The sequence below is a fragment of the Defluviimonas sp. D31 genome (assembly GCF_033436765.1).
Lineage (GTDB): Bacteria > Pseudomonadota > Alphaproteobacteria > Rhodobacterales > Rhodobacteraceae > Albidovulum.
The window spans coordinates 272,175-296,249 of sequence record NZ_JAWQFN010000004.1 but is presented as its reverse complement, the minus strand read 5'-3'; the positions used below and the strand labels follow the sequence as shown (position 1 = coordinate 296,249).

Here is a 24,075-nt window from a genome sequence, read left to right as displayed (position 1 = left end):
AGGAAGACCCATGCAGACGGTATCGGAAAACAAGTGCCACGGCGGCATCCAGGGGGTCTACAGCCACGCCTCCGACGCCTGCCGCTGCGACATGACCTTTGGCCTCTTCCTGCCCGAACAGGCGGCGGAGGGGCCGGTGCCGGTGCTTTGGTACCTCTCGGGCCTGACCTGCACCCACGAGAACGCGATGGTGAAGGCCGGCGCGCAGGCCTGGGCCGCCGAGGCCGGCATCGCGCTCGTCTTCCCCGACACCTCCCCCCGCGGCGAGGGCGTGGCCGACGACGAGGCCTATGACCTCGGCAAGGGCGCGGGCTTCTACGTCAACGCGACCGAGAAACCCTGGGCGCCGCATTTCCGGATGTGGGACTACGTCACCGAGGAACTGCCCAACATCATCACCGCGAACTTCGCCATCGCCGAGGATCGCCAGGCGATCACCGGCCATTCGATGGGCGGGCATGGCGCGCTGACGATGGCGATGCGGCTGCCGGGGCGGTTCCGCTCGGTCTCGGCCTTCGCGCCGATCGCCAATCCGACCCAGTCGGACTGGGGCCGGAAGCAGCTCACCGCCTATCTCGGCGCCGACGAGAGTCTCTGGGCGCCGCACGATTCGACGCTCCTGATGAAGCGGCTAGGCTTCGACGGGCCGGTGCTGATCGACCAGGGATCCAAGGACCAGTTCCTCGAACTGCTGAAGCCCGAGGCGCTGGCGCAGGCGATGATGGAACGGCGCCAGAACGGCACGTTCCGGATGCAGCCGGGTTATGACCACAGCTACTTCTTCGTCTCGAGCTTCATGCACGACCACATCGCCTTCCATGCCGAGGCGCTCTACGGGAACTGAGCCATGTCGCAGTACGATCTGATCATCATCGGCTCCGGTCCGGCCGGGAAGGCGGCGGCGATCCAGGCCGGCAAGCTCAAGCGCAAGGTGCTGGTCATCGACCGCAAGGACCGCCTTGGCGGCGTCTCGGTCCATACCGGCACGATCCCGTCCAAGACCCTGCGCGAGACGGTGCTGAATCTTTCGGGCTGGCGCGAGCGGTCGTTCTACGGCCGCTCCTACCGGGTGAAGGACGACATCAGTTCCGACGACCTCAAGAACCGGCTGCACAAGACGCTCGACTACGAGGTCGACGTGCTGGAGCACCAGTTCAACCGCAACCATGTCGAGACGCTGCTCGGCTCGGCGAAGTTCATCGGCCCGCACGAGATCGAGGTGGCGACCCAGGCCGGCGAGACGGTGCAACTCACGGCCGACAAGTTCCTGATCTCCACCGGCACCAAGACCTACCGGCCGAAGGATGTGCCCTTCAACGGGCGGACCGTGGTGGACAGCGACGAGTTCCTCGAACTCGGCCAGTTGCCGCGCTCGCTCTGCGTCATCGGCGCGGGCGTGATCGGGGTCGAATACGCGACGATGTTCACGGCACTCGACGTGCGCGTGACGCTGATCGAGCCGCGCGAGACCTTCCTCGACTTCATCGACCGCTACACGATCCAGGAATTCACCCATCAGGTGCGCGAAAACGGTCTCGACCTGCGGCTCGGATCGGCGATCGAGAAGATCGAGGATGCGGGCACCCATGTCGAGGTAAGCCTCGCCAATGGCCGCCATGTCCGGACCGAGATGCTGCTTTACGCCGCCGGGCGGAACGGCGCGACCGACGCGCTGAACCTCGCGGCGGTCGGGCTCGAGACCGACCATCGCGGCAGGCTGACGGTGGATCGCAAGACCTACCAGACCGCGGTGCCGCATATCTACGCCGCCGGCGACGTGATCGGCCACCCGTCTTTGGCCTCCACCTCGCTCCAGCAGGGCCGGGTCGCGGCCTGCCACGCGCTCGAGACGCCGACGCTGCCGGAAAGCCCGTGGTTCCCCTACGGGATCTACTCGGTGCCGGAGATTTCCACCTGCGGCATGTCCGAGGAAGAGGCGCAGGGCCGCGGCATCCCCTACGAGGTCGGCATCGCGCGGTTCCGCGAAACCTCGCGCGGGCACATCATGGGGCTCGAGCACGGGATGCTGAAGATGCTCGTCAGCCTCAAGACGCGGCGGCTCCTCGGGGTGCAGATCGTCGGCGAGGGCGCGACGGAGCTCATTCACATCGCGCAGGCCGTGCTGAACCTGAAGGGCACCGTCGACTATTTCGTCGAGAACACCTTCAACTACCCCACCCTCGCCGAGGCCTACCGCATCGCCGGGCTCGACGCCTTCAACCGGATGCCGATCCCCGAGGAATACAAGGTGCCGCGGGCGAAGGCGAAGGCCAAGCCGTGAGCCTCTACGTCGATGCCGATGCCTGCCCGGTGAAGGAGGAATGCCTGCGCGTCGCCGAAAGGCTCGGCGCGCGGGTCTACATGGTCTGCAACGGCGGAATCCGGCCCTCGGCGCATCCGCTGGTGGAGACGGTCTTCGTCACCGAAGGCCCCGACGAGGCCGACAAGTGGATCGCCGAACGCGCCGGGAAAGGCGATGTCGTCGTGACCGGCGACATTCCCCTCGCGGCGAAATGCGTGGCCGCCGGCGCGCGGGTCCTCAAGCACAACGGCGAGGCGCTGACCGAGGCCAATATCGGCAACGTGCTCGCCACCCGCGACCTGATGGCCGACCTGCGCGCCGCCGACCCGTTCCGGCAGGGCGGCGGGCGGGCCTTCTCGAAACAGGACCGCTCGCGCTTTCTCGACGCGCTCGACCGGGTGATGCGCGCCGCCGCGCGCTAGGGCGATGTCGCGGGTAGGCGAGACAGGACGCGGCCGCGCCGGCGAGATGGGATCATGAGCCTTGCCGAAACCGATACAGCCCGTCAGACCGAGCTTCGGGTAATGGGCATCGCCTGCGTCATCGGCGCGATGGTCCTGTTCTCGATCAACGACATGACGATCAAGTTCCTGAGCGGCGATTACGCGCTCCACCAGGTGGTTCTGGTGCGCTCCCTCGTCGCGCTGGCGATGCTGCTCGGCGTGATCGTGCCGCTCGGTGGCGGCTACCGGATGCTCCGGACCCGGCGGCTCGGAATGCACGGCTTGCGCGGGCTCTGCGTGGTCGTCGCCAACAGCGCGTTCTTCGCCGGCCTCGCCGTGCTGCCGCTCGCCGACGCGGTGGCGATCTTCTTCATCAGCCCGCTCCTGATCACCGTCCTCTCGGTCGTCCTTCTGGGCGAGAGGGCCGGTGCGCGGAGTTGGGTTGCGGTCATCGCTGGCCTTGCCGGTGTCGTCGTGATGCTGCGGCCCGGCAGCGCGGCGTTTCAGCCTGCCGCGATCCTGCCGATCGCGGCCGCGGCGGCCTATGCGATGCTCGCCATCCTGACACGGAAGATCGGCGGCACCGAGCGCGCGATCACGATGGCAGTCTACATCCAGCTCGTTTTCATCCTGGTCTCGTCGGCAATGGGCCTGGCCTTCGGTGATGGCCGGCTCGCCGATGGCGGTAGCGGCCCGATAGCCTTCCTGTTTCGCGAATGGGTCTGGCCGCAGGGTTCTGACTGGCTGGTCCTTGTCGCGCTCGGTGTGGCAAATGGACTGGCCGCGCTTCTGGTCAGCCAGGCCTACCGGCTGGCCGAGGCGGCGCTGATCGCGCCATTCGAATATGTCGCGATGCCGCTCGCCGTTTTCTGGGGCGCTGTCGTCTTTGGCGAGTGGCCCGACGGCATGGCTTGGGCGGGGATCGCGTTGATCCTCGGCGGCGGGCTTTACATGTTCCTGCGCGAAGCCATGGCGCGGCGACGGATCGCGGTGCGCCGGCCGCCACCTTTGCGATGAGCGGGGCTTCCCTTTCACGCACGGCCCGCTAGTGTCGGCGGCATCACGAAACGAGGAGGCGCGGATGACCCGGCCCGAGGCGGTGGTCTTCGATATCGGCAACGTGCTGATCCAGTGGCAGCCGGAACGGTTCTACGACACCGTGATGTCGCCCGGCGATCGCACGCGCATGTTCGCCGAGATCGACCTTCACGCGATGAACGAGGCGGTCGACGCCGGCGCGCCGTTCCGCGCCACGATCTACGACTGGGCGGCGCGTCATCCGGAATGGACGGACAAGATCCGGCTCTGGCACGACAACTGGCTCGACATGGCCTCGCCCGCGATCCCGCAGTCGGTGCGGCTCCTGCGGGCGCTGAAGGCGCGCGGCGTGCCGGTCTTTGCGCTCACGAATTTCGGCGACGACACCTTCGCCCACGCCGTGCCGCACTACCCGTTCCTGGCCGAGTTCGACCGGCTCTACGTCTCGGGCCGGCTCAAGGTCACCAAGCCCGATCCCAGGATCTACGCGATCGTCGAGGAAGACAGCGGCATCGCGCCCGGCCAGCTGCTCTTCGCCGACGACCGCGCGGAAAACATCGAGGCGGCGCGGAGGCGCGGCTGGCAGGTGCATCATTTCGACGGGCCGGCGGGCTTCGCCGCCCGGCTCGTCACACTGGGATTGCTGAACGAGGAGGAGGCGGCATGACGATCGCGATCATCGGACCCGAGGTCGAGGCGAAGCTCGACTGGATCAAGCTGACCGAGGCACTGGAAGCCGGCCACCTGCTTCCGAAGGCCGAGGTCGGCGATACGGTGCTCCGACGCGGCGCCGACACTTTGCTGACCCGTTCGGCCTGGATCGACGGCATGGGGCTCGCGGTCAAGGCCGCGACGATCTACCCCGAGAACCACCGTCTCGACCTGCCCAATCTCAATGGCGTCGTGGCGCTCTTCGCCGACGCGACCGGGCTGCCCGAGGCCTATATCGACTTCGGCCTCGTTACCAAGTGGAAGACCGCCGCCGACAGCCTCCTCGCGGCGCGGCACCTGGCGCGGCCGGATGCCGAGACCTTCCTGATCGTCGGCGCAGGCACCGTCGCCGCCTCGATGGTCGAAGCCTATTCCGCCGCCTTCCCGAAGGCGCGCTTCCACGTCTGGACCCGGTCGGAGAAAAGCGCCCGCGCCTTCGCCGATGCGACCGGCGCCACCCCGGAACTCGACCTCGAGGCGGCGGTGCGCAAGGCCGACGTGATCGCCACCGCGACGATGGCGACCGAACCGATGATCCGCGGCGCCTGGCTGAAACCCGGCACCCATCTCGACCTGATCGGCGCCTACCGCCCCGACATGCGCGAGGCCGACAGCGAGACCCTCGCCCGTGCCCGCGTCTTCGTCGACGCGCGTGCCACGACGATCAACCATATCGGCGAACTGATGGTGCCGATCGCCGAGGGCGCGATCACCGAGGCCGATGTCGTTGCCGATTTCTACGACCTCGCCTCCGGCGCCTTCACCCGAAGATCCGACGACGAGATCACGCTCTCGAAGAACGGCGGCGGCGCCCATCTCGACCTGATGACCGCCCGCTACGTCCTCGACGCCGCGCAGACCTAACTCTCACTTTCTGTCCGGAAATACTCCGGGGGTCCGGGGGCAGCGCCCCCGGCCTCGACGCGCTCACGCCGGCAGGGCCACCATGCGCCGCTCCCGGACCGGCAGATGCACGATCGCCGAGAATGCGCCCACCGCCACTCCGACCCACCAGACCAGCGTGTAGTCGCCGTAGGTGTCGTAGAACCTTCCGCCGAGCCAGACGCCCATGAAGGACCCGATCTGGTGCGACAGGAACACGATGCCGTAGAGCGTGCCCATGTAGCGCAGCCTGTAGATGTGGCCGACAAGCCCCGAGGTCAGCGGCACCGTGGCAAGCCAGAGCGCCCCCATGCCGAGCGAGAACAGCACCACCGTCAGCGGCGTGATCGGGAACAGGATGAAGAGTGCTGCGAAGAGCGTCCGTCCGGCGTAGACCCCGGCGAGGACGTATTTCTTCGGGTAGATCCGCCCGAGCCAGCCCGCGGTCAGCGTACCCGCGATATTGGCGATCCCGATCAGCGCGATCGCCGCCGCGCCGAGCGCCGAGGTCGAGGTGATGCCGATCGCCGCGAGCGGGCTCGCCGGCGAGATCGGCCCGCACATCTCGGTCACCATCGCCGGGAAATGCGCGACCATGAACCCGAGTTGGTAGCCGCAGGAAAAGAAGCCGAGGAAGATCAGCGTGAAGCTCGGATCGCGGAACGCCTGGCGCAGGGCTGCGGTCATGGAAACGTCGGCACCCGGTGTCACCGACCGCTCCGGCGCCCGCATCAGCGGCAGCACCGCGATCACCGAGAGGATTGCAGCCGCGAAGATCAGGAACACCGTCTGCCACGGAAAGTGCGACAGCAGGATCTCGGCCACCGGCGCCGAGAGCACCTGGCCGAGCGATCCCGCCGCCGTGGCAAGCCCGAGCGCGAGTGAGCGGTTCTCGTCCGAGGCGGCGCGGCCGACCACCGCGAGGACGACGCCGAAACCGGTCCCGGCGATGCCGAAGCCGACGAGAATCTCGAGCATCTGATGGGCCTCCGGGCTGACCGCCCGCGCCGAGAGGACCAGCCCTGCCGCGTAGCAGAGCGCGCCGAGGATCACCGCCTTGCGGTCGCCGAACCGCTCGGCGATCGCGCCGAACAGCGGCGCGCCGATCCCCCAGGCAAGGTTCTGGACCGCGATGGCGAAGCTGAACTCGGACCGCGGCCAGCCAAACTCGGTGGCGACGGGGATCTGGAACACCCCGAAGCTCGAGCGGATCGCGTTCGAGACCAGGAGGATCAGCAGGCCGGCGATCAGTACCGGCGTGATCAGGCGAGGGGTGGGCGTCATGGCGGCTCCTGTTCGGCGCGGGGCGACCCTGACCGAGCCAACCCGCGCGGTCAAATCGAGAATTGTGATCGCGACAATTCCGCCGCGTGAAGGTGTCCGCGCAGCGCGGACCGGCCAAGTGGGCTTTTCAGGGCGCGGCTTGCAGGCTATCGAATCCCCATGAGCGAGACTCTGACCGAGATCTACGACCGGATGACCCATTCGGGCGCCTTGCGCCAGGATGCCGCCCAACGCGCGCTCCTGCCCGAACTGCAGCGCATCCGCGCGGCGCTGGAATCGACGACCGGGCGCAAGAAGGGGCTCCTCGCCGGGCTCTTCGCGAAACCCGCCGAGGGGGTGAAGGGCCTCTATCTCTGGGGCGGGGTCGGGCGCGGCAAGTCGATGCTCATGGACCTTTTTCACGAAAATGTCGCGATCACGGCGAAACGGCGGGTGCATTTCCACGCCTTCATGCAGGAGGTGCAGTCGCGCCTCCACGAGGTCCGCAAGACCGGTGTCGACGACGCGATCCTGCCCGTCGCCGAGGAAATCGCCGAGAACCTGCGGCTTCTCTCCTTCGACGAGATGCAGATCACCGACATCGCCGACGCGATGATCGTCGGCCGGCTCTTCCAGATGCTCTTCGACCGCGGCGTGACCGTGGTGACGACCTCGAACCGGGTGCCGGACGACCTTTACAAGGACGGGCTCAACCGGCCGCTCTTCCTGCCGTTCATCGCGCTCCTCAAGACCCGGATGGAGGTGCGCGAGATCGAGAGCGAGACCGATTACCGCCAGCACCGGCTGGAAGGGGCGCAGGTCTACTTCACCCCCGCCGGGCCCGAGGCCGCCGCGGCGATCGCGCGGATCTGGACCGAGCTCACCGGCGGAGGTGCCGATGCCGAACTGCGGCTCCGGATCAAGGGCCGCGACCTTGTTCTGAAGGACTACCATGCCGGGGTGGCGCGGGCCTCGTTTTGGGAGCTCTGCGGCCGGCCGCTCGGGCCCGCCGACTACCTCGCGCTCGCCAATGCGGTCAGGGTGCTGATCCTCGACGACATCCCCCATCTTTCGGCCGAGAACTACAACGAGGCCAAGCGCTTCGTGACGCTGATCGACGCGCTCTACGAGGCCAAGGTGCGGCTCGTCGCCTCGGCCGCCGACACGCCGGAACGGCTCTATGTGGAGGGCGAGGGCGCCTTCGAGTTCGAGCGCACCGCGAGCCGGCTCAGGGAGATTCAGGGCGCGGACTGGGGGCTCGGCCGGGCGGCGGAGTAGCCCGGCCGGGTATGTCCCGCGGCAGCGCCGTCCGGGCGGGCTCGACGCCCGTCCGGACGGCCGCCCCCGGAACGCCGGTCGCCGCCGCCGCGATGTCGCCTTCGTGCGCGCGGCTCCGCTCGCGCCGCGGCACCAAGGGCCGTCCGCAACCGCCGCGCCCCGGAGGGCCTTGATGATCGTCCGCGACACGCCGAGCCTCATCCAGCTTCTCCTCGTCATGCAGGGCTCGATCGTGCCGAAGATCGCCGGCCGTATCCTGGCCTTCGCGCTCTTCGCCCTTGGCGTGCTCCTCGTCGACCGCCAACTTGTCGCGCTGCCGCATGTCTCGATCCCGGCGATGGGCGTGTTCGGGGTGGCGCTGTCGCTGTTCCTCGGTTTCCGCAACAACGCCGCCTATGACCGCTGGTGGGAGGCGCGCAAGCTCTGGGGCCAGCTCATCGCCGATGCCCGGAGCCTCGGCCGCGAGACGCAACTGTTCCTCGGGGCGGGACCCGCGCGCGCGGCGGTCATGGAGGGCCTCGCCGGTTTCGCCCATCTCCACCGCGGCTGGCTGCGCGGCACCGACGCCATCGCTGCCGCCGCCGCTTGGGATCCCGCCGCCCCCGACCATGCCAGCCGCCGCAACCCGCCCGACGCGGCGCTGCGCGCCATCGCGGCCGTCCTGCGCGCCGAGGCCGAGGCCGGGCGGCTCTCCGCCATGGGGCAGCGCGCGCTCGCCGAGCGGCTCTCGGGGATCGCGCTCGCGCAGGCGGGCTGTGAGCGGCTCGCCTCGGCACCGATCCCCTTCGTCTATTCGCTGCTCGTGCTCCGCACGAGCTACCTCTATTGCCTGATCCTGCCCTTCGCCCTGATCGAGAACGCGGGCGGCTTCGCGCCCGCCGTGGCGGCCGCTGTCGCCTATGTCTTCTTCGGCCTCAACGCGGTCAGTGACGAGCTCGAACACCCGTTCCGCGACGCCGCGAACGGCCTGCCCCTCGAAGCGATGTGCCGGGTGATCGAGATCGCCGCCGCCGAGGCGCTCGGCCGCGAGCCGCCGGAACCTTTGCGCCCGGTGGACGGCGTCCTCAGCTGACGTGCCGCGGGGCTGCGCTATCGGCGCGGCTTGCGATACCGGTCCGGAGGTTCAACTCGACGGCATCAACCGGCACCGACCGCCCGCCGCGAGATCGGCGGGCACGAGGTTGGGGATTCTCGGGATCGTCTCGCCCGCGCGAAGTGCCTCGGTGACGTCGAGACATCTCACCAGCGCCTCGACCCGCGCCGCGATCTCGGCGAAGTCGTTCAGCGGCGCCGTCACCCGGTAGATGCGTGTCGTAACCAAGAGATTTCGATCTGGACCGTAGCGAAAATTTACCGAACAAAATATTGGGCCGGCATCTTCACGATCGAAACCACAAAGCGCGAAGAAGCGTTTCGGATCTTGTCTGGGATAGATGAGGATGTCACCGCGCACGGGCGCCGCATGCTGGCCCAGCCAGCCGACCTCGTAATTATCGAGATGAAAGATCGGCGGCAGCGTCGGATCTGGATGAAAGCGTGACGTTTCATTCGGAGCCCAATACGGTTCGGCGCCGCGATTCATGCTCGTCTGATCTTTAATGTGGATGACCGTGGAGTGCAGATTTGGATCGGTGCGTGTCAGATCGTCGATCCAGTTGACGTCGGAGAGGGAGACGAATTCGTTCTCAACCTGCAGATCCAGAGTTGCTGACCTTTCGCGCAGATCGAAAGTGCGCGTTCCGAGCGTCACCAGGGTGTCGGTCCCGTTTCTGATGGTGTCCGCGCGTGCCGCGGAAAGGGACACCAGGACGACGCCGAGGAGGAGGATGACGAAACGCAACCCAAAAGCCGACCTTGTGAGAACCTGCGGGCCGAGTGCCGTTCTTCTGCGGTGGGCACACGACATGGGAGAATAGGCTGACGTTCTATATATCAGGGCGCGAGCGGCGCGATCTGTCAAGCCCCTGATGCCCCGTCAGTGATGACGGGGCATTGACCGAACGCTCGCTTGACCGGGCCGCCCGGCCGCCTCAGCCGTTTTCCCTCAGCACGCCCCCGGCGAGGTAGAGCGAGCCGCAGATCAGGATCCGGGCGCCCGGATCCTTCGCGGCGATCGCCTGCACGGCGGCCAGCACGGTCTCGGCGGTGCCGGCCTCGATCCCGGCCCTGGCGGCGGCCTCCTGCGTCTGTTCAGCCGTCAGCGTGTTGGCCTCGCCGGGGATCGAGACGGCGGTCAGCGTCTTCGCGGCGGCGGCGATCGGGCGCAGGTAGCCCGCGATGTCCTTGGTGTTGAGCATGCCGAGGATCATGTGGGTGGGCTTCGCCGGAAGCCGCGCGAGGGTGGCGGCGACGGCGATGCCGCCCGCCGGGTTGTGGCCGCCGTCGAGCCAGAGCTCGCAAGCCCCCGCCGCATCGACGAGCGGGCCGTGGCCGAGGCGCTGCATCCGGGCGGGCCAGTAGGCCTTCGTCACCGCGGCCTCGCAGGCGGCCTCGGTCGCGCCGAGATGGCGCAGGGCCGCGAGCGCCGCTCCGGCATTGTCGATCTGGTGCGGGCCGGGCAGGTTCGGCAGCGGCAGGTCGAGAAGGCCGTTCTCGTCCTGGAAGATCAGCCGGCCGCGTTCCTCCCAGACATTCCAGTGCTGGCCGTGGGCGAGGAGCGGCGCGCCGAGGCGGGCGGCCTTCGCCTCGATCACCGCGAGGCCCTCGGGCTCCTGCGGGCCGACGACGCACGGCACACCACGCTTGATCACGCCGGCCTTCTCGCCGGCGATCTCGGGCAGCGTCTCGCCGAGGTACTGCTGGTGGTCGATCGAGACCGGGGTGATGATCGAGAGCCGCGGCTGATCGACGACGTTTGTCGCGTCAAGGCGGCCACCGAGGCCGACCTCGAGCAGCGTCCAGTCGGCCCGGGTGCGCGCGAAGGCGAGAAGGGCGGCGCAGGTCGTGATCTCGAAATAGGTGATCGGGATGCCACCGTTCGCGTCTTCGCATTCGGCGAGGATCTCGGTCAGGTGGTCTTCGGAGATGAGCTCGCCCGCGAGCCGGATGCGTTCGTGGAAGCGGGCGAGATGCGGCGAAGTATAGGCGTGGACCGTGTCGCCCATCGCTTCGAGCCCCGCGCGGATCATCGCCTGGGTCGAGCCCTTGCCGTTGGTGCCGGCGATGTGGATCACCGGCGGCAGCTTGCGTTCGGGATGGTCGAGGGCTTCGAGGAGGCGCCAGACCCGGTCGAGCGTCAGGTCGATGATCTTGGGATGCAGCGCGAACATGCGCGCAAGAATCAGGTCGGAACCTTGGGACATCATGGCCTCGCTGGCGCTGGGGTCGGGCGTCGGAGCGGGGGGCTGTCTGCCCCCCGGACCCCCCGAGGATATTTCCGGCAAGATGAAGGTTACTTCGCGGCGACGCTGCTCGGGGCCGGCTTCGCCTCGGGCTTCGGCAGGTCGCCCTTCACCGCGGGGGGCTGGCGGGTGAGCATCCTGAGGATCCCCGTGAGTTCGTCCTTCAGCTTCTTGCGGTGGGTGACGCGGTCGAGCATGCCGTGGTCGAGGAGGTATTCGGACCGCTGGAAGCCCTCAGGCAGCTTCTCGCGGATCGTCTGTTCGATGACGCGGGCGCCTGCGAAGCCGATCAGCGCGTTCGGCTCGGCGATCTGGACGTCGCCGAGCATCGCGTAGGAGGCGGTGACGCCGCCGGTGGTCGGGTGGGTCAGGACAACGATGTAGGGAAGGCCCGCGTCCTTCAGCATCTCGACCGCGATCGTGGTGCGCGGCATCTGCATGAGGCCGAGGATGCCCTCCTGCATTCGCGCACCGCCGGCGGCGGAGAAGAGCACGAAGGGGCGCTTCAGCTTCACCGCGCGTTCGGCGCCGGCGATGATCGCGTTGCCGACATACATCGACATCGAGCCGCCCATGAAGGCGAAGTCCTGCGCGGCGGCGACGATCGGCGTGCGGCCGATCTCGCCCTCGGCGACCAGCATCGCCTCCTTCTCGCCGGTCGCCTTCTGGGCGGACTTGAGGCGGTCGGGGTATTTCTTCTGGTCGCGGAAATGCAGCGGGTCGGCGATCGGTTCGGGCACCTTCACTTCGCTGAAGATGCCGCCGTCGAACAGCGTGGCGAAGCGGTCGCGGGGGCTGATCGCGAGGTGGTGGTCGCAGTTGGTGCAGACGTTGAGGTTCTCGGTCAGCTCGCGGTGGAACAGCATGGTCCCGCATTCGGGGCACTTGGTCCACAGGTTGTCGGGCACTTCGCGCCGCGAGAACAGCGAATTGATCGTCGGCCGGACGTAGTTGGTGATCCAGTTCATCGCATCTGCCTTGGGCTCGGGTCGGCGGGGCGCCGGTCAAGCCCTCCAGATAGTCCGGGCGCGCGGGAATTGCAATCAGACCCGAAGGCTGAGGCGGGCGACCAGCCAGGCGATCGCCATCGCCGCGAAATCGAGCAGGAGCGCGGGGCGCGCGGCGTCGGGGTCGGCCGGGTCGAAGACCACCGCCCAGAGTGCGAGCCCGTCGAGATTGCCGGCGAGCCCGACGATGAGAAGCGCCGAGATGTTGTTGGCGGCGTGGAAGCCGAGGGCCGCGCCGAGATTGCCGGTGCGCGCCGTGAGGTCGGCGGCGAGGATGCCGAAGACCGCGGCCCAGAGCGCGACCAGCCCGGCGTTCGGGCCGAAGTCCTCGGGCAGGTAGTGGCCCCACGCAAAGAGTGCAGAGGGGATGCCGATCCAGATAAGGGGCGAGCGGAAGCGCGCAGCGAGCTGCTGCTGGAGGTAGCCGCGGAACACCAGCTCCTCAGCCCCGGTCTGGATCAGGATGCCGGGAAGCGCGAACGGGAGGTAGCCGAGGAAGGCCAGCAGGCCAAGGCCGGGGCGGACCTCGAGGCCGAGGAGCGCGACGGGAAGAAGCAGGATCTCAAGCGCGAGGATGGGTAGAAGGACGCGGGCGAAGTCACGCATCGCGCGTTCCAGAGAGGGTCCGATCAGCGTGCCTGCAGTCCGGCGATGGAGCAGGCGGACTGCGGCCACTGGGCCGAGCGCGAGGCCGAGGAACGACCAAAGGAGCATGAGCATCCCGCCCGGCGTCTCGCCCGTCAGCATGCGCTGCACGATCGCGTCGGCGATCGGTTGGCCGAATTGCCCGGTGAGCCACGCGCTCAGGCCGAGGATCGGCGCGAGGTAGAGGGCCGCGATCAGCGCTGATGCGGGCAAGAGCCGCCAGAGCGCCGGCCGTCGGCGGGCGGGCGCGACATAGTCCTCATGGGGAGCGTAGGCGCGGATCATGGTTCCCGCGAGGCTAGCCGCTGTCGGCGGCGCCCACAATCGGCGGAATCGGCGCCCGCCCGCGCGCGGGCTCCTTGTGTCCCGCGCCGCGCTCGCCTATTGCAGGGCCGACATTTGACGGGAGGCCAGCCCATGAAGAACCGCCGTTTCGACAAGTCCGCACTGCCCAGCCGCCATGTGACCGAAGGGCCCGCGCGGGCGCCGCACCGGTCCTACTTCTACGCGATGGGCATCTCCGAGCAGGAGATCCACCAGCCCTGGGTGGGCGTGGCCACCTGCTGGAACGAGGCGGCGCCGTGCAACATCGCGCTGAACCGTCAGGCGCAGGCGGTAAAACAGGGCGTGAAGGTCGGCGGCGGCACCCCGCGCGAGTTCACCACGATCACCGTCACCGACGGGATCGCGATGGGGCATGAGGGCATGCGCTCCTCGCTCGCCTCGCGCGAGGCGATCACGGATTCGGTCGAGCTGACGATGCGCGGCCATTGCTATGACGCGCTGGTGGGGCTTGCCGGCTGCGACAAGAGCTTGCCGGGGATGATGATGGCGATGGTGCGGCTCAACGTGCCGTCGGTCTTCATCTATGGCGGCTCGATCCTGCCGGGCCGGCTAAATGGCCAGGACGTGACCGTTCAGGACGTGTTCGAGGCGGTCGGCAAGCACCAGGCCGGCAACTACTCGGATGCCGAGCTCGCGGTGCTTGAGCGCGTGGCCTGCCCCTCGGCGGGCGCGTGCGGCGGCCAGTTCACGGCGAACACGATGGCTTGCGTTTCCGAGGCGATCGGGCTTGCGCTCCTCAACTCCTCGGGTGCGCCCGCGCCTTACGAAAGCCGCGACGAATACGGCATGGCCTCGGGCGAGGCGGTGATGAACCTGATCGAGAAGAACATCCGTGCACGCGACGTGGTGACGCGCAAGGCGCTGGAGAACGCGGCGCGGGTCGTGGCCTGCACCGGCGGGTCCACGAATGCGGGCCTACACCTGCCGGCGATCGCGCATGAGGCCGGGATCGACTTCGACCTCTTCGATGTCTGCGACATCTTCCACGACACGCCCTATTTCGTCGACCTCAAGCCCGGCGGCCAGTTCGTCGCCAAGGACCTCTACGAGGTGGGCGGCGTGCCGGTGGTGATGAAGGAATTGCGCAAGGCCGGCATGATCCACGAGGATTGCATCACCGCGAGCGGCAAGACGATGGGCGAGGAGCTTGACCTCATCACCCGCGAGGCCGATGGCCGCGTGATCTATCCCTCGGCGAGCCCGATCACCAAGACCGGCGGCGTCGTCGGCCTGAAGGGCAACCTCGCGCCGGACGGCGCCATCGTGAAGGTCGCGGGCATGAAGCCGGAAGAGCAGGTCTTCACCGGCCCGGCGCGGGTCTTCGAATGCGAGGAGGATGCGTTCGAGGCGGTGAAGGCGCGCGCCTACAAGGAGGGCGAGGTCATCGTCATTCGCAACGAGGGTCCGGCGGGTGGGCCGGGGATGCGCGAGATGCTGGCGACCACGGCGGCGCTGTCCGGCCAGGGCATGGGCAAGAAGGTGGCGCTGATCACCGATGGCCGCTTCTCGGGCGCCACGCGCGGCTTCTGTGTCGGTCATGTCGGTCCCGAGGCTGCGCATGGCGGGCCCATCGCGCTTCTCAAGGACGGCGACATGATCACGCTGAACGCGATCACCGGCGAATTGTCGGTTGCGCTCTCCGACGAGGAGCTGGCGAGCCGCAAGGCCGCGTGGACAGGCCCGCGCGAGACGCAATATGCCACCGGCGCGCTCTGGAAATACGCTCAGCTCGTCGGCGGCGCGCGCAAGGGCGCGGTGACGCATCCCGGCGCCAAGGCCGAGCGTCATGTCTACATGGACCAGTAAGACCAGAACCGCTCTCGCGCTGGCCGCCTGCCTCGGGCTCGCGGCCTGCGCGAAGGGAGGCTTCGGCGGCGCGAGCCGCGCGATCATCGTCGCCGGTGGCGAGGTGACGGTGGCCGGGCCGTCCGGCTACTGCATCGACAGGAGTGTCAGCCGCGACGGGGCCGAGGGCGCCTTCGTACTTCTTGGCACCTGTGCCGCGATCTCCGGATCGCGGGCCGTGGCACAGCCGGCGCGGCCGGCGGTGCTGACGGCCTCGGTCCTGCCCGGCGCGCCGCTTTCGGCGCCGATGGCAGAGAGCTTCGAGGGGCTCGCCGCCTTCTTCCGGTCTGACCCCGGCCGCGCCGCGCTCAGCCGCTCGGGCAAGGCGGAGACGGTGACGGTGGAGGAGGCAACGACCGCGGGCGAGGTTCTCTATCTTCGGCTCCGCGATGTCTCGGCGGCGGAGGGCCGTGCGGTCGAGCCGGAATACTGGCGTGCGATTCTCGCCCTCAAGGGACGGATCGTGACGCTCTCGGCGCTCAGCCTTCAGGACCGGCCGCTGTCGGCGGAAGAAAAGCGCCAGATCCTCGAAGGTTTTGTCGCGCAAATGCAGTCGGTCAACGCGTCGACGGGCGCGACCGCTGCCGATCCGGCCTCCTGAACCGTCGCGGGGTCGGGCAGGGTTGCCCCGTGCCGCAAACACAACGATAAGAAGAGCAGCTTCACCGAAACTACAAGTTGACGATGGCCACGCAGGCGATGACCCGGATCTACGACAGGCTGTTGGAGCAAGTGCTCTTCAGGCGCACGCTGCAACGCTGGCAGCGCATCGCGTCGCGTGCGGAGACGGCGGATTTCTCGGTGCTGCGGCGCCTGCGCGGCCCGGCCCGCCAGATTCGGAGCGAACTCGACCGGCTGCTGCGGGTGGTCGACGGGCGGCTGGCGCAGGCGGAGAGCGGCGCGCGGGCGATCCGCCGTCCGCCTATGAGCGACTGGGCCTGGCGGCCGGAGATCTGGCGCGCTCCCGTAACACCGGGCGGCATCGCCCCGGCCGAGCCGCGCAGCGCGTTCGGATCGGAGGCAACGGTCTTTCACGATTGCCCGGCCCGCGAGGTGGCGCTGCGCCAGATCCGGAACGCCGGCGGTGCGGATCTTCCGCCCTACGGGCTGAAGCTGGACGTGCTCGGGTTCGAGGGATCGTTTCTGTCGCTGGTGATCGAGTTGCCGCCGGCGGCGGTCGAGGGGCTGACGCTTCACCACATCGTCCGGTTGGAAGCCGCCGTTGAGGTGGAGACCCCCCGGAAGATCTTCGTGCGGCTGAACCTGAAGCACGGGCCCAACACCGAGCAGATGGTGCAGGGGGTGTCGCCCGGTGAGCGCGCGATGGTGGCGGAATTCGATCTCGCCTACACGAAGATGAACGAGAAGCGGCTGGAGCGGGCCTGGATCGACCTGATCTTCGAGAAACCGGAGATGAACCAGTTCGTGCTGCGCGACGTGACGCTGAGCCGGCGCCCGCGGGCCGAAATGTGAGGGTGGGACGATGACGCAAGCCGTTCTGAGCGGCGGACGGATCAGCGCCGGTCGCTGGGAGGCGGAGCTGAAGGGTTCCGGCCCGACCCCGCCGCGGATCGAGATCTGGCACCGGGAGCGCCAGCTCGACGGGGTCACCGCCGTCGTGGCGGCGCAGGCCGGCACCTGGATGGTGTCGGTGCCGATCCCGGTTGCGGAGTTGTCCGACGGGGTGCAGACCTTCCTCGTGCAGGACGCCGCGACCGGCGCCCGGCTTGGCCAGTTCACGATCATCGCGGGCGTCGCGATCGAGGACGATATCCGCGCCGAACTCGACCTGCTCAGGGCAGAACTCGATCTCCTGAAGAAAGCGTTCCGGCGGCACTGCGTCGAGACCACCGGCTGAACCGTTCAGGCTGCCGGCGCGGGTAGCACCGGCGCGGCTTTGGTCCACCAGCCGGGTCTTTCCGCGCCGATCCGGTGCGCGGCATGTTCGGCCGCGGCAAGGTCTGCGTAAAGGCCGAAGCAGGTGGCACCCGATCCCGACATCCGCGACATCAGGCAATCGCAGGCGCGAAGCGCGGCCAGAACCTCCGCGATCACCGGCGCAATGGCGATGGCGGGCGTTTCGAGATCGTTGCGCTGGGCCGTGAGCCAGTGCGCGAATCCGGGCGCATCGCAGCCCTTGGGCATCTCGGCCATTGGCGGATTGTCCCGCCGCTCCAGCGCGGCAAAGACGGCGGGCGTGGGTACGGCGACACGGGGATTGACAAGCACGAGCGCCAGCCCCTCGGGCAGTCCCCCGACCGGGTCTAGCCGCTCGCCGATGCCGCGCATCCGCGCCGGCCTGCCGGCGAGGCAGACCGGCACGTCGGCGCCGAGCGCGAGCACCGCGTCGGGTGCCGGCAGCGGCAGGTTCCAGAGGCGGGAGAGCGCGGTCAGAGTCGCCGCCGCATCGGCCGAACCGCCGCCGATGCCCGAGGCAACCGGCAGCCGCTTGTCGAGCTCGATCGCCGCGCCGCGTTCGGTGCCGAAGGCGCGCGCCGCGCGAAGCACGAGGTTTTCCGCTCCGGCCCCGAGCGCGGCGCACTCTGGGCCGGTGATCGTCAGCCCGAGGGTCTCGTCCGCGGCGACGCGGATAAAGTCGCCGGTGCCGGCGAATACCACGAGGCTGTCGAGCAGGTGGTAGCCGTCGTCCCGCCGGCCGGTGACATGCAGCGCGAGATTGACCTTCGCCGCGGCGAAGGACTCAATCGCCATTCTTGGTGAGCTTGAGCGGGTCGGCGCCTTCCTCTTGCAGCACGATGTCGAGCCCGACCTCGATCTTGCGGCGGATGCGCTGGGCCTCGTCCTCGGTCGCGGGTTCGAGCGAAAGCGCGCGCTTCCACTGGAACTCGGCCTCGCGCTTGCGTCCGACCGCCCAGTAGACGTCACCGAGATGGTCGTTGACCACGGCGTCGAGCGGCATCAGCTCGACCGCGTTCTCCATGTGGCCGACCGCCTCGTCGTAGCGGCCAAGCCGGTAGAGCGCCCAGCCGAGGCTGTCGGTGATCGCGCCGCTGTCGGGCTGCCGGGCCAGCGCGCGTTCGATCATCGACATCGCCTCGTCGAGATTGGTGTTCATCTCGAGATAGGAGTAGCCGAGATAGTTCAGAACCGAGGGATGGTCGGGATTGAGCGCCAGCGCCTTGCGGAAATCGGCCTCGGCCTTCGGCCATTCCTTCTCGCGCTCGTAGGCGATGCCGCGGGTGTAGTAGATCACCCACTGGGCGGGATCGTCGGCGGTGAACAGAGCCACGGCCTTGTCATAGGCGGCGGCCGCCTCGCCGAAGCGTTCCTGGCGGCGCAGCGTGTCGCCGAGCGCGGCCCAGATGTCGATGCGATCGGCATGGTCGCGGCTGAGCTGTTGCAGCACCTCGATCGCGGCATCGGTCCGATCGCCCGCGATCAGCGCGTCGGCGCGGCCGAGTTCGGCCGCAACATAGGCGGGATCGTCTCGCGAGATGCGGTTGAACGCCTCGTTCGCCAGCGCGAACTGGCCCTGGGCCTCGAGGATCGAGGCGCAGAGCAGTACCGATTCCGACTGGTCCGGTGCGAGGAACTCGGCGAGGCGGGCGAAGGCCAGCGTGTTCACGTCGGCCGCCTCGGTGTTGAGAGCACTCGCCACGGTATAAAATACCTCGGCCAGGCCGTCGGTGGCGTTGCGGATCACCGTGAAGGAGACCGGCTTGCCGGCCGCGAGCTCATCGCGCAGCGCGAAGAAGGAAGGATCGCTTGTCTCGGCATAGATCGCGTCGATTAGATCGACTGCGTCGGCATTGCGCTCAAGCTGGCTGAGAACCTGGGCATGGGCGATGACGCCGCGGCGGGTGGCGCGCAGCGGGCCGTCGGCCTCGCCGGAGAAGATGTGGTCGGCCCCCTCGAAATCGCCCACCGAGGCGAGCGCCAGCGCCTTGTGATAGAGGCCGAACGCGCGCGAGCCCTCGTTGCCCGCGACCGCGTCGAAAGCCGCCGTCGCATCGGCCATCCGGCCCATGCCGACCAGTGACCAGGCGCGGAACAGCCCGTCCACCAGCGGGCCGCCGCTCCGGCCGCCATCGAGCTCGTCCAGGGCGGCCTCGAACTGCCCGTTTCGGGCGAGATCGGCCAGGACCACAAGGTCGCCGATCTGGTTCGGCATGCCGGCCTCGTCGAGCCGCTGCGCCATCGGCAGCGCCTTGTCGATTGCTCCGCGCCCGATCTGGGCAACCATCGCGTTCTCGAGCAGCCCGGAATCCGTCGGATCCGAGAGCAGAGCCCGGTTGAAATACTCCGCCGCCGCCTCATAGTCCGACACCCGGCTGGCGATCCGACCGGCTAGGTACGGGCCCGCCACGCCATCCGCCGCGAAGGCCGGCTGAGTGGCACCGAAGCTGATGGCAAAGGCGATGACGAGGGGCAGGGGGCGCGCAAGAGGCACGTGGGTCTCCTTCCGGACGATCGTCACGAGAAAGTAGTGGCCCGCGACGCTCAAGGCAACGGCTGGATTGCCATAATCGGACAGGGATTATGTCGTTTCGATTGCCATTGCAGTGACGCGGCGGCGTTTCGCTCGGTCCGGCGCCCGCACGCGGCGCGCGTCGGCCGACAAGGACGATTCGGGCGAATCACTCGGCGTGCGAAACGGCGTCGAGGCCGACACCGACCGGCCAAGCAACTCCGGCCGATACGTTCGGCCGGCGAGCTTGGAAATGTCGGTCGACACCGCCGGGACGTTGACGCCCGTCGGGATGCTTCCCGACGACGGCGGCGCCGTTCCGGCGGCGGGAGTTGGTGGTCACATGTTCGGGTAGTTCGGGCCGTCGCCACCCTGCGGCGTCGTCCAGTTGATGTTCTGGCTCGGGTCCTTGATGTCGCAGGTCTTGCAGTGGACGCAGTTCTGGAAGTTGATCACGAATTCCGGCTTGCCGTCCTTCTCGACGATCTCGTAGACGCCCGCCGGGCAATAGCGCTGCGCCGGCTCTGCGAATTTCGGCAGGTTGACCGAGACCGGAACCGAGGGGTCCTTGAGCTTCAGATGCGCCGGCTGGCTCTCCTCGTGGTTGGTGAAGGAGAAGGAGACGTTGGTGAGCCGGTCGAACGAGAGAACCCCGTCGGGTTTCGGGTAGTCGATCACCGGGAATTTCGACGCCTCGCCGGTCGCGGCCGCGTCGGTCTTGCCGTGCTTCAGCGTGCCGAAGAGCGAGACGCCGAAGAGGTTGTTGGTCCACATGTCGAAGCCGCCGAATACCAGCGACGGGATCATCCCCCAGCGCGACCACATCGGCTTCACGTTGCGCACCTTCTTGAGGTCCTTCGCGATCGGGCCGCTGCGCAGCTCGGTCTCGTAGGCGGCAAGCTCGTCGCCCGCGCGCCCGGCCTTGATCGCCTCGTGGGCCGCTTCGGCCGCGGCCATGCCCGAGAGCATCGCGTTGTGGTTGCCCTTGATCCGCGGCACGTTCACGAGGCCGGCCGAGCAGCCCAGAAGCGCCACGCCCGGCGCCACGACCTTCGGGATCGACTGCCAGCCGCCCTCGGAGATCGCGCGGGCGCCGTAGGCCACGCGCTTGCCGCCCTTCAGAAGCTCCGCGACCATCGGGTGGTGCTTGAAGCGCTGGAACTCCATGTAGGGATAGAGGTGCGGGTTCTGGTAGTTCAGGTGCACCACGAAGCCGACATAGACCTGGTTGTTTTCAAGGTGGTAGATGAACGACCCGCCGCCGGCGTTCTTGCCGAGCGGCCAGCCCATCGTGTGGGTGACCGTGCCCTCGCGGTGCTTGGCCGGGTCGATCTCCCAGATTTCCTTCATGCCGATGCCGAACTTCTGCGGGCAATGGCCCTTCGAAAGGTCGTACCTGGCGATGATCTCCTTGGCGAGCGAGCCGCGCACGCCTTCGGAAAGGAAGACGTACTTGCCGTGAAGCTCCATGCCCGGCTCGAAGTTCGGGCCCGGCGTGCCGTCCGAATTCAACCCCATCACGCCCGCGACGACGCCCTTCACCTCGCCGTTCTCGCCGTAGACGAGTTCGGAGGCCGCGAAGCCCGGGAAGATCTCTACGCCGAGGCCCTCGGCCTGCTCGGCCATCCAGCGGCAGACATTGGCCATCGAGACGATGTACTTGCCGTGGTTGTTCATCAGGGGCGGCATCGGCCAGTTCGGGATGCGGATCTTGCCGGCCTCGCCGAGCATGTAGAAGTTGTCCGCCTTGACCTCGGTCTTGATCGGCGCGCCCTTCTCCTTCCAGTCGGGAATGAGCGCGTCGAGGCCCACGGGATCGAGAACCGCACCTGACAGGATATGCGCGCCGACCTCGGAGCCTTTTTCCAGCACGACGACATTGAGGTCGGCGTCAAGCTGCTTGAGGCGGATCGCGGCCGAAAGCCCTGCCGGGCCGGCACCCACAATCACCACGTCATATTCCATCGATTCCCGTTCGATCTGGGCCATTCCTGTTCCTTTCCCTGCGCCTGCCTGAGCGCCTCATCCGTCGCGCAAGATCGTTAGCTTACCGAGTGGCATGACGCAACAATGACGCCGCGCAGAATCCGCGCGCCGTCCGCCCTGCCGTTCGGCGCCGACAATAGTGCGCCTGCGCATTGGGAAACGCGCCAAAAGCGGCAGGATTCGCGCCGCCGCCGTCGGGTTCGGGCCAGATCCGGCCCGCGCACCCGCCGCGTTTTCTCGCTGCCTTTCCGACGGGTCGGCGCCCGGCTATTGACTTTACGGCGGCGAACCGGGTTTACAGCTTAGTGTTGCGCAGCGCGCCGGCTTTGTTGGCCATTGTTCTATTACGGGCGAAGATGGAAAAGATACCGATGACCCGCGCGGGGCATGCCGCGCTCGACCAGGAGTTGAAGGCCCTGAAGACGGTGGAGCGCCCCGCCGTGATCAAGGCCATTGCCGAGGCGCGCGAGCATGGCGACCTGTCGGAGAACGCCGAATACCACGCCGCCCGTGAACGCCAGAGCTTCGTCGAGGGGCGGATCAAGGAGCTTGAGGCGATTCTCAGCCGCGCCGAGGTCATCGACCCGGCGAAGCTCTCGGGTGCGATCAAGTTCGGCGCCACGGTGACGCTCGTCGACGAGGACAGCGACGAGGAGCGGACCTATCAGATCGTCGGCGAGGCCGAGGCCGATATCGAGCGCGGCCTTCTCAATATCCGTTCGCCGCTCGCGCGCGCTCTGATCGGCAAGGACGCCGGTGACAGCGTCGAGGTGCGCACGCCCGGCGGCGAGAAGAGCTACGAAGTCCTGAGCATCCGCTACGTCTGATCGGGGCCCGGGCGGGACGCGGAGGGACACCAGATGTCAGAAGAGCAGCATAGCACGGCGGGGACCGAGTCTCCGGCCGATGCCCCCGCCGATTTCGGGATCTACTCGCGGCTCCAGTCGGATCGCGGCATCGCGCCCGGCGACATCGTGGCGGGGGCGCTCAGCCTGGTCTGGCTGGCCCTGGTGGGCGGCTTCTACCTGTTCGCCGGCGAAACGGCGGGCTCGGGTGGCGCGCTTGGCTCGATCATGGTGCTGGTCGCGATCTTCCTGCCGATCGCGCTAATCTGGATCGCCGCGATCTCGCTCAGGACCGCGCGCCAGATGCGCTCCGAGACGCAGCGGCTTCAGGCGGCGGTCGATGCGATGCGCCAGACCTATGTCAGCCAGGTCCAGGCCGGCGGGATCGCGCGCGGCGCGGGCGAGCGGCGGCTGGAAGAGATCGTGACAACCACGCGCCAGCCGGAGGGCGCGGTGGCCACCTTCGCCTCGAGCCGCGACGGGCGCGCGCCCGAGCCTGCGGTCGACCGCAAGGCGGCGCTTCGCACGCCGAAGCCTGCCGCCGCGGCGGACGATCAGCCGGCGCTGGCGCTCGGCACGCCAGCCGAGGCGCTCGCGGCCCCGGTCTCGGTCGCGGATTTCGTTCGGGCGATGAACTTCCCGGAAGGCCCGAACGATAAGGAGGGATTCCGGGCGCTGCGCCGGGCGCTCGATGATCGCGGGCTCGCCAAGCTGATCCGTGCCGCGCAGGACGTCCTGACGCTCCTGAGCCAGGACGGTATCTACATGGACGACCTCGTGCCCGAGCAGCCGCGACCAGAGACCTGGCGCCGCTTCGCGCAAGGCGAGCGCGGCCGCGCCATCGCCGGCCTCGGAGGTGTGCGCGACCGGTCGAGCCTTGCCCTGACCGCGGGGCGGATGCGGCAGGACACGATCTTTCGCGACGCGGCGCACCACTTCCTGCGCCAGTTCGACCGGACCGTCACCGAATTCGAGAAGAACGCGAGCGATGCCGAGATCACGGCCCTGGCCGAGACCCGGACCGCGCGCGCGTTCATGCTGCTCGGCCGGGTGACCGGAATCTTCGACTGAGCCCGGCCGGGGCTCAGTTGTTGATGTTCTGGATTTCCACGGTCGATTTCGCCTGCACCAGGAGGACGCCGGAATTGTTGTCCGGGTCGCCGTCGTGGTGCACCTTCATCGTCGCGCCGGGAAGCTCGGCGAAGGCCTGCATGACCTTGTTGGGAAAGAAGGTCCGCGGGATGGTCTCGAAGCCCGGCAGGCCGGTCAGGATGTCGCTCACCGAATTGCCGCAGAAGGCCTTGTTGACCGCGCCGTAGGATTCGGCCCGGCGGAGCGCCATCTCGGCCACTTCGGGGCTGACCGGGACGCGGTACTCGATCACGTCGTAGGTCTCGCGCGCGTGGTAGTCGATGTAGAACTTCCGCATCTTCTCGGTGATGCCGTAGTGCAGGTCGTTGCGCTCGGGCACCCAGGGGTGGTGCCAGGTGCCGGCCGGATCGAACATCACCCGCTGGCTCGCGTCGATCAGGAGGCCCGAATGCTCACCCGTTCCGCCGTTCTTGCGCACGACCGTATAAAGCGTGATCGAGGGCGGCTGGCCCGAGATGAAGCGGGCGCGCGTCACCGCCTCGTCCGGAGCCCAGACGGGTTCGGCGCCACAGGCCGCGAGGGCAATCGGCAGAATGAGGGCGAGGGCTGACCGGCGCATCCGG

At 68.2% G+C, this 24,075-nt stretch carries 23 protein-coding genes; 14 read left to right on the top strand and 9 right to left on the bottom strand.

The annotated features are described in order from the left end of the window. The first annotated feature begins 10 nt into the window (after nt 1-10). The 6 genes from fghA (at nt 11) to R5H32_RS09880 (ending at nt 5,358) form a co-directional block, all read left to right on the top strand. Nucleotides 11-844: an S-formylglutathione hydrolase gene (fghA, locus tag R5H32_RS09905; protein ID WP_318338518.1), complete on the top strand. Its 834-nt coding sequence runs from the start codon at nt 11-13 to the stop codon at nt 842-844. 3 nt (nt 845-847) lie between these two features. Next, complete coding sequence (gene sthA, locus R5H32_RS09900) at nt 848-2,281, top strand: Si-specific NAD(P)(+) transhydrogenase (protein ID WP_318338517.1); 1,434 nt, start codon at nt 848-850, stop codon at nt 2,279-2,281. Beyond that, complete coding sequence (locus R5H32_RS09895; RefSeq protein WP_318338516.1) at nt 2,278-2,724, top strand: YaiI/YqxD family protein; 447 nt, start codon at nt 2,278-2,280, stop codon at nt 2,722-2,724. The genes sthA and R5H32_RS09895 overlap by 4 nt, the downstream gene beginning before the upstream one ends. A gap of 54 nt (nt 2,725-2,778) precedes the next feature. Then, nucleotides 2,779-3,762, top strand: a complete 984-nt coding sequence (locus R5H32_RS09890; RefSeq protein WP_318338515.1) for a DMT family transporter — start codon at nt 2,779-2,781, stop codon at nt 3,760-3,762. 64 nt (nt 3,763-3,826) lie between these two features. Then, complete coding sequence (locus R5H32_RS09885) at nt 3,827-4,450, top strand: HAD family phosphatase (protein WP_318338514.1); 624 nt, start codon at nt 3,827-3,829, stop codon at nt 4,448-4,450. Beyond that, the gene (locus tag R5H32_RS09880; protein WP_318338513.1) at nt 4,447-5,358 is read left to right on the top strand and encodes an ornithine cyclodeaminase; all 912 of its coding nucleotides are present in this window, start codon (nt 4,447-4,449) and stop codon (nt 5,356-5,358) included. The genes R5H32_RS09885 and R5H32_RS09880 overlap by 4 nt, the downstream gene beginning before the upstream one ends. Nucleotides 5,359-5,421: 63 nt before the next feature. Here the strand turns inward: R5H32_RS09880 and R5H32_RS09875 are convergent, their stop codons facing one another. Continuing rightward, nucleotides 5,422-6,660, bottom strand: coding sequence for an MFS transporter (locus R5H32_RS09875; RefSeq protein WP_318338512.1), 1,239 nt, complete (start codon nt 6,658-6,660; stop codon nt 5,422-5,424). Nucleotides 6,661-6,819: 159 nt separating this feature from the next. Here R5H32_RS09875 and zapE point away from each other — a divergent pair, with 159 nt between their 5' ends. Then, nucleotides 6,820-7,917 carry a cell division protein ZapE gene (gene zapE / locus R5H32_RS09870; RefSeq protein WP_318338511.1) on the top strand — a complete coding sequence of 366 codons (1,098 nt, stop codon included), beginning with the start codon at nt 6,820-6,822 and terminating at the stop codon, nt 7,915-7,917. A gap of 172 nt (nt 7,918-8,089) precedes the next feature. After that, nucleotides 8,090-8,989: a bestrophin family protein gene (locus R5H32_RS09865; RefSeq protein WP_318338510.1), complete on the top strand. Its 900-nt coding sequence runs from the start codon at nt 8,090-8,092 to the stop codon at nt 8,987-8,989. Between the two features lie 51 nt (nt 8,990-9,040). Here the strand turns inward: R5H32_RS09865 and R5H32_RS09860 are convergent, their stop codons facing one another. From R5H32_RS09860 to R5H32_RS09845, 4 genes are all read right to left on the bottom strand, one after another. Next, complete coding sequence (locus R5H32_RS09860; RefSeq protein ID WP_318338509.1) at nt 9,041-9,757, bottom strand: hypothetical protein; 717 nt, start codon at nt 9,755-9,757, stop codon at nt 9,041-9,043. A 190-nt stretch (nt 9,758-9,947) separates the two neighbouring features. Next, on the bottom strand, nt 9,948-11,222 hold the full coding sequence (locus tag R5H32_RS09855; RefSeq protein WP_412099009.1) for a bifunctional folylpolyglutamate synthase/dihydrofolate synthase: 1,275 nt from the start codon (nt 11,220-11,222) through the stop codon (nt 9,948-9,950). Between the two features lie 86 nt (nt 11,223-11,308). Further along, on the bottom strand, nt 11,309-12,226 hold the full coding sequence (gene accD, locus R5H32_RS09850) for an acetyl-CoA carboxylase, carboxyltransferase subunit beta (RefSeq protein ID WP_318338507.1): 918 nt from the start codon (nt 12,224-12,226) through the stop codon (nt 11,309-11,311). A 75-nt stretch (nt 12,227-12,301) separates the two neighbouring features. After that, a complete protein-coding gene (locus tag R5H32_RS09845) occupies nt 12,302-13,195 on the bottom strand; it encodes a CPBP family intramembrane glutamic endopeptidase (protein ID WP_318338506.1) in 894 nt (297 codons plus the stop codon). Between the two features lie 132 nt (nt 13,196-13,327). Here R5H32_RS09845 and ilvD point away from each other — a divergent pair, with 132 nt between their 5' ends. The 4 genes from ilvD to R5H32_RS09825 all read left to right on the top strand — a co-directional run bounded on the left by ilvD (nt 13,328) and on the right by R5H32_RS09825 (nt 16,958). Next, a complete protein-coding gene (gene ilvD / locus R5H32_RS09840; RefSeq protein ID WP_318338505.1) occupies nt 13,328-15,061 on the top strand; it encodes a dihydroxy-acid dehydratase in 1,734 nt (577 codons plus the stop codon). Beyond that, nucleotides 15,042-15,701, top strand: a complete 660-nt coding sequence (locus tag R5H32_RS09835; RefSeq protein WP_318338504.1) for a hypothetical protein — start codon at nt 15,042-15,044, stop codon at nt 15,699-15,701. Before ilvD ends, R5H32_RS09835 begins: the two co-directional genes overlap by 20 nt. A gap of 83 nt (nt 15,702-15,784) precedes the next feature. After that, entirely contained in the window at nt 15,785-16,573 is a 789-nt protein-coding gene (locus R5H32_RS09830; RefSeq protein ID WP_318338657.1) for a DUF6478 family protein, read from the top strand. Between the two features lie 10 nt (nt 16,574-16,583). Further along, nucleotides 16,584-16,958, top strand: coding sequence for a hypothetical protein (locus R5H32_RS09825; RefSeq protein WP_318338503.1), 375 nt, complete (start codon nt 16,584-16,586; stop codon nt 16,956-16,958). Nucleotides 16,959-16,963: 5 nt separating this feature from the next. Here R5H32_RS09825 and R5H32_RS09820 read toward each other — a convergent pair whose 3' ends face one another. From R5H32_RS09820 to R5H32_RS09810, 3 genes are all read right to left on the bottom strand, one after another. Continuing rightward, nucleotides 16,964-17,812, bottom strand: coding sequence for a 4-(cytidine 5'-diphospho)-2-C-methyl-D-erythritol kinase (locus R5H32_RS09820; RefSeq protein ID WP_318338502.1), 849 nt, complete (start codon nt 17,810-17,812; stop codon nt 16,964-16,966). Next, nucleotides 17,802-19,511, bottom strand: coding sequence for a tetratricopeptide repeat protein (locus R5H32_RS09815; protein WP_318338501.1), 1,710 nt, complete (start codon nt 19,509-19,511; stop codon nt 17,802-17,804). The genes R5H32_RS09820 and R5H32_RS09815 overlap by 11 nt, the downstream gene beginning before the upstream one ends. Before the next feature lie 357 nt (nt 19,512-19,868). After that, nucleotides 19,869-21,518, bottom strand: coding sequence for an electron transfer flavoprotein-ubiquinone oxidoreductase (locus R5H32_RS09810; RefSeq protein WP_318338500.1), 1,650 nt, complete (start codon nt 21,516-21,518; stop codon nt 19,869-19,871). Between the two features lie 353 nt (nt 21,519-21,871). Here R5H32_RS09810 and greA point away from each other — a divergent pair, with 353 nt between their 5' ends. Further along, nucleotides 21,872-22,342: a transcription elongation factor GreA gene (gene greA / locus R5H32_RS09805; RefSeq protein ID WP_263335469.1), complete on the top strand. Its 471-nt coding sequence runs from the start codon at nt 21,872-21,874 to the stop codon at nt 22,340-22,342. Nucleotides 22,343-22,375: 33 nt separating this feature from the next. Further along, nucleotides 22,376-23,431 carry a hypothetical protein gene (locus R5H32_RS09800; RefSeq protein ID WP_318338499.1) on the top strand — a complete coding sequence of 352 codons (1,056 nt, stop codon included), beginning with the start codon at nt 22,376-22,378 and terminating at the stop codon, nt 23,429-23,431. A gap of 13 nt (nt 23,432-23,444) precedes the next feature. On the opposite strand, the gene R5H32_RS09795 is transcribed toward R5H32_RS09800, so the two are convergent. Beyond that, nucleotides 23,445-24,071 (bottom strand): hypothetical protein, encoded by a 627-nt coding sequence (locus R5H32_RS09795; RefSeq protein WP_318338498.1) that lies wholly within the window; start codon nt 24,069-24,071, stop codon nt 23,445-23,447. Between the last annotated feature and the right edge of the window lie 4 nt (nt 24,072-24,075).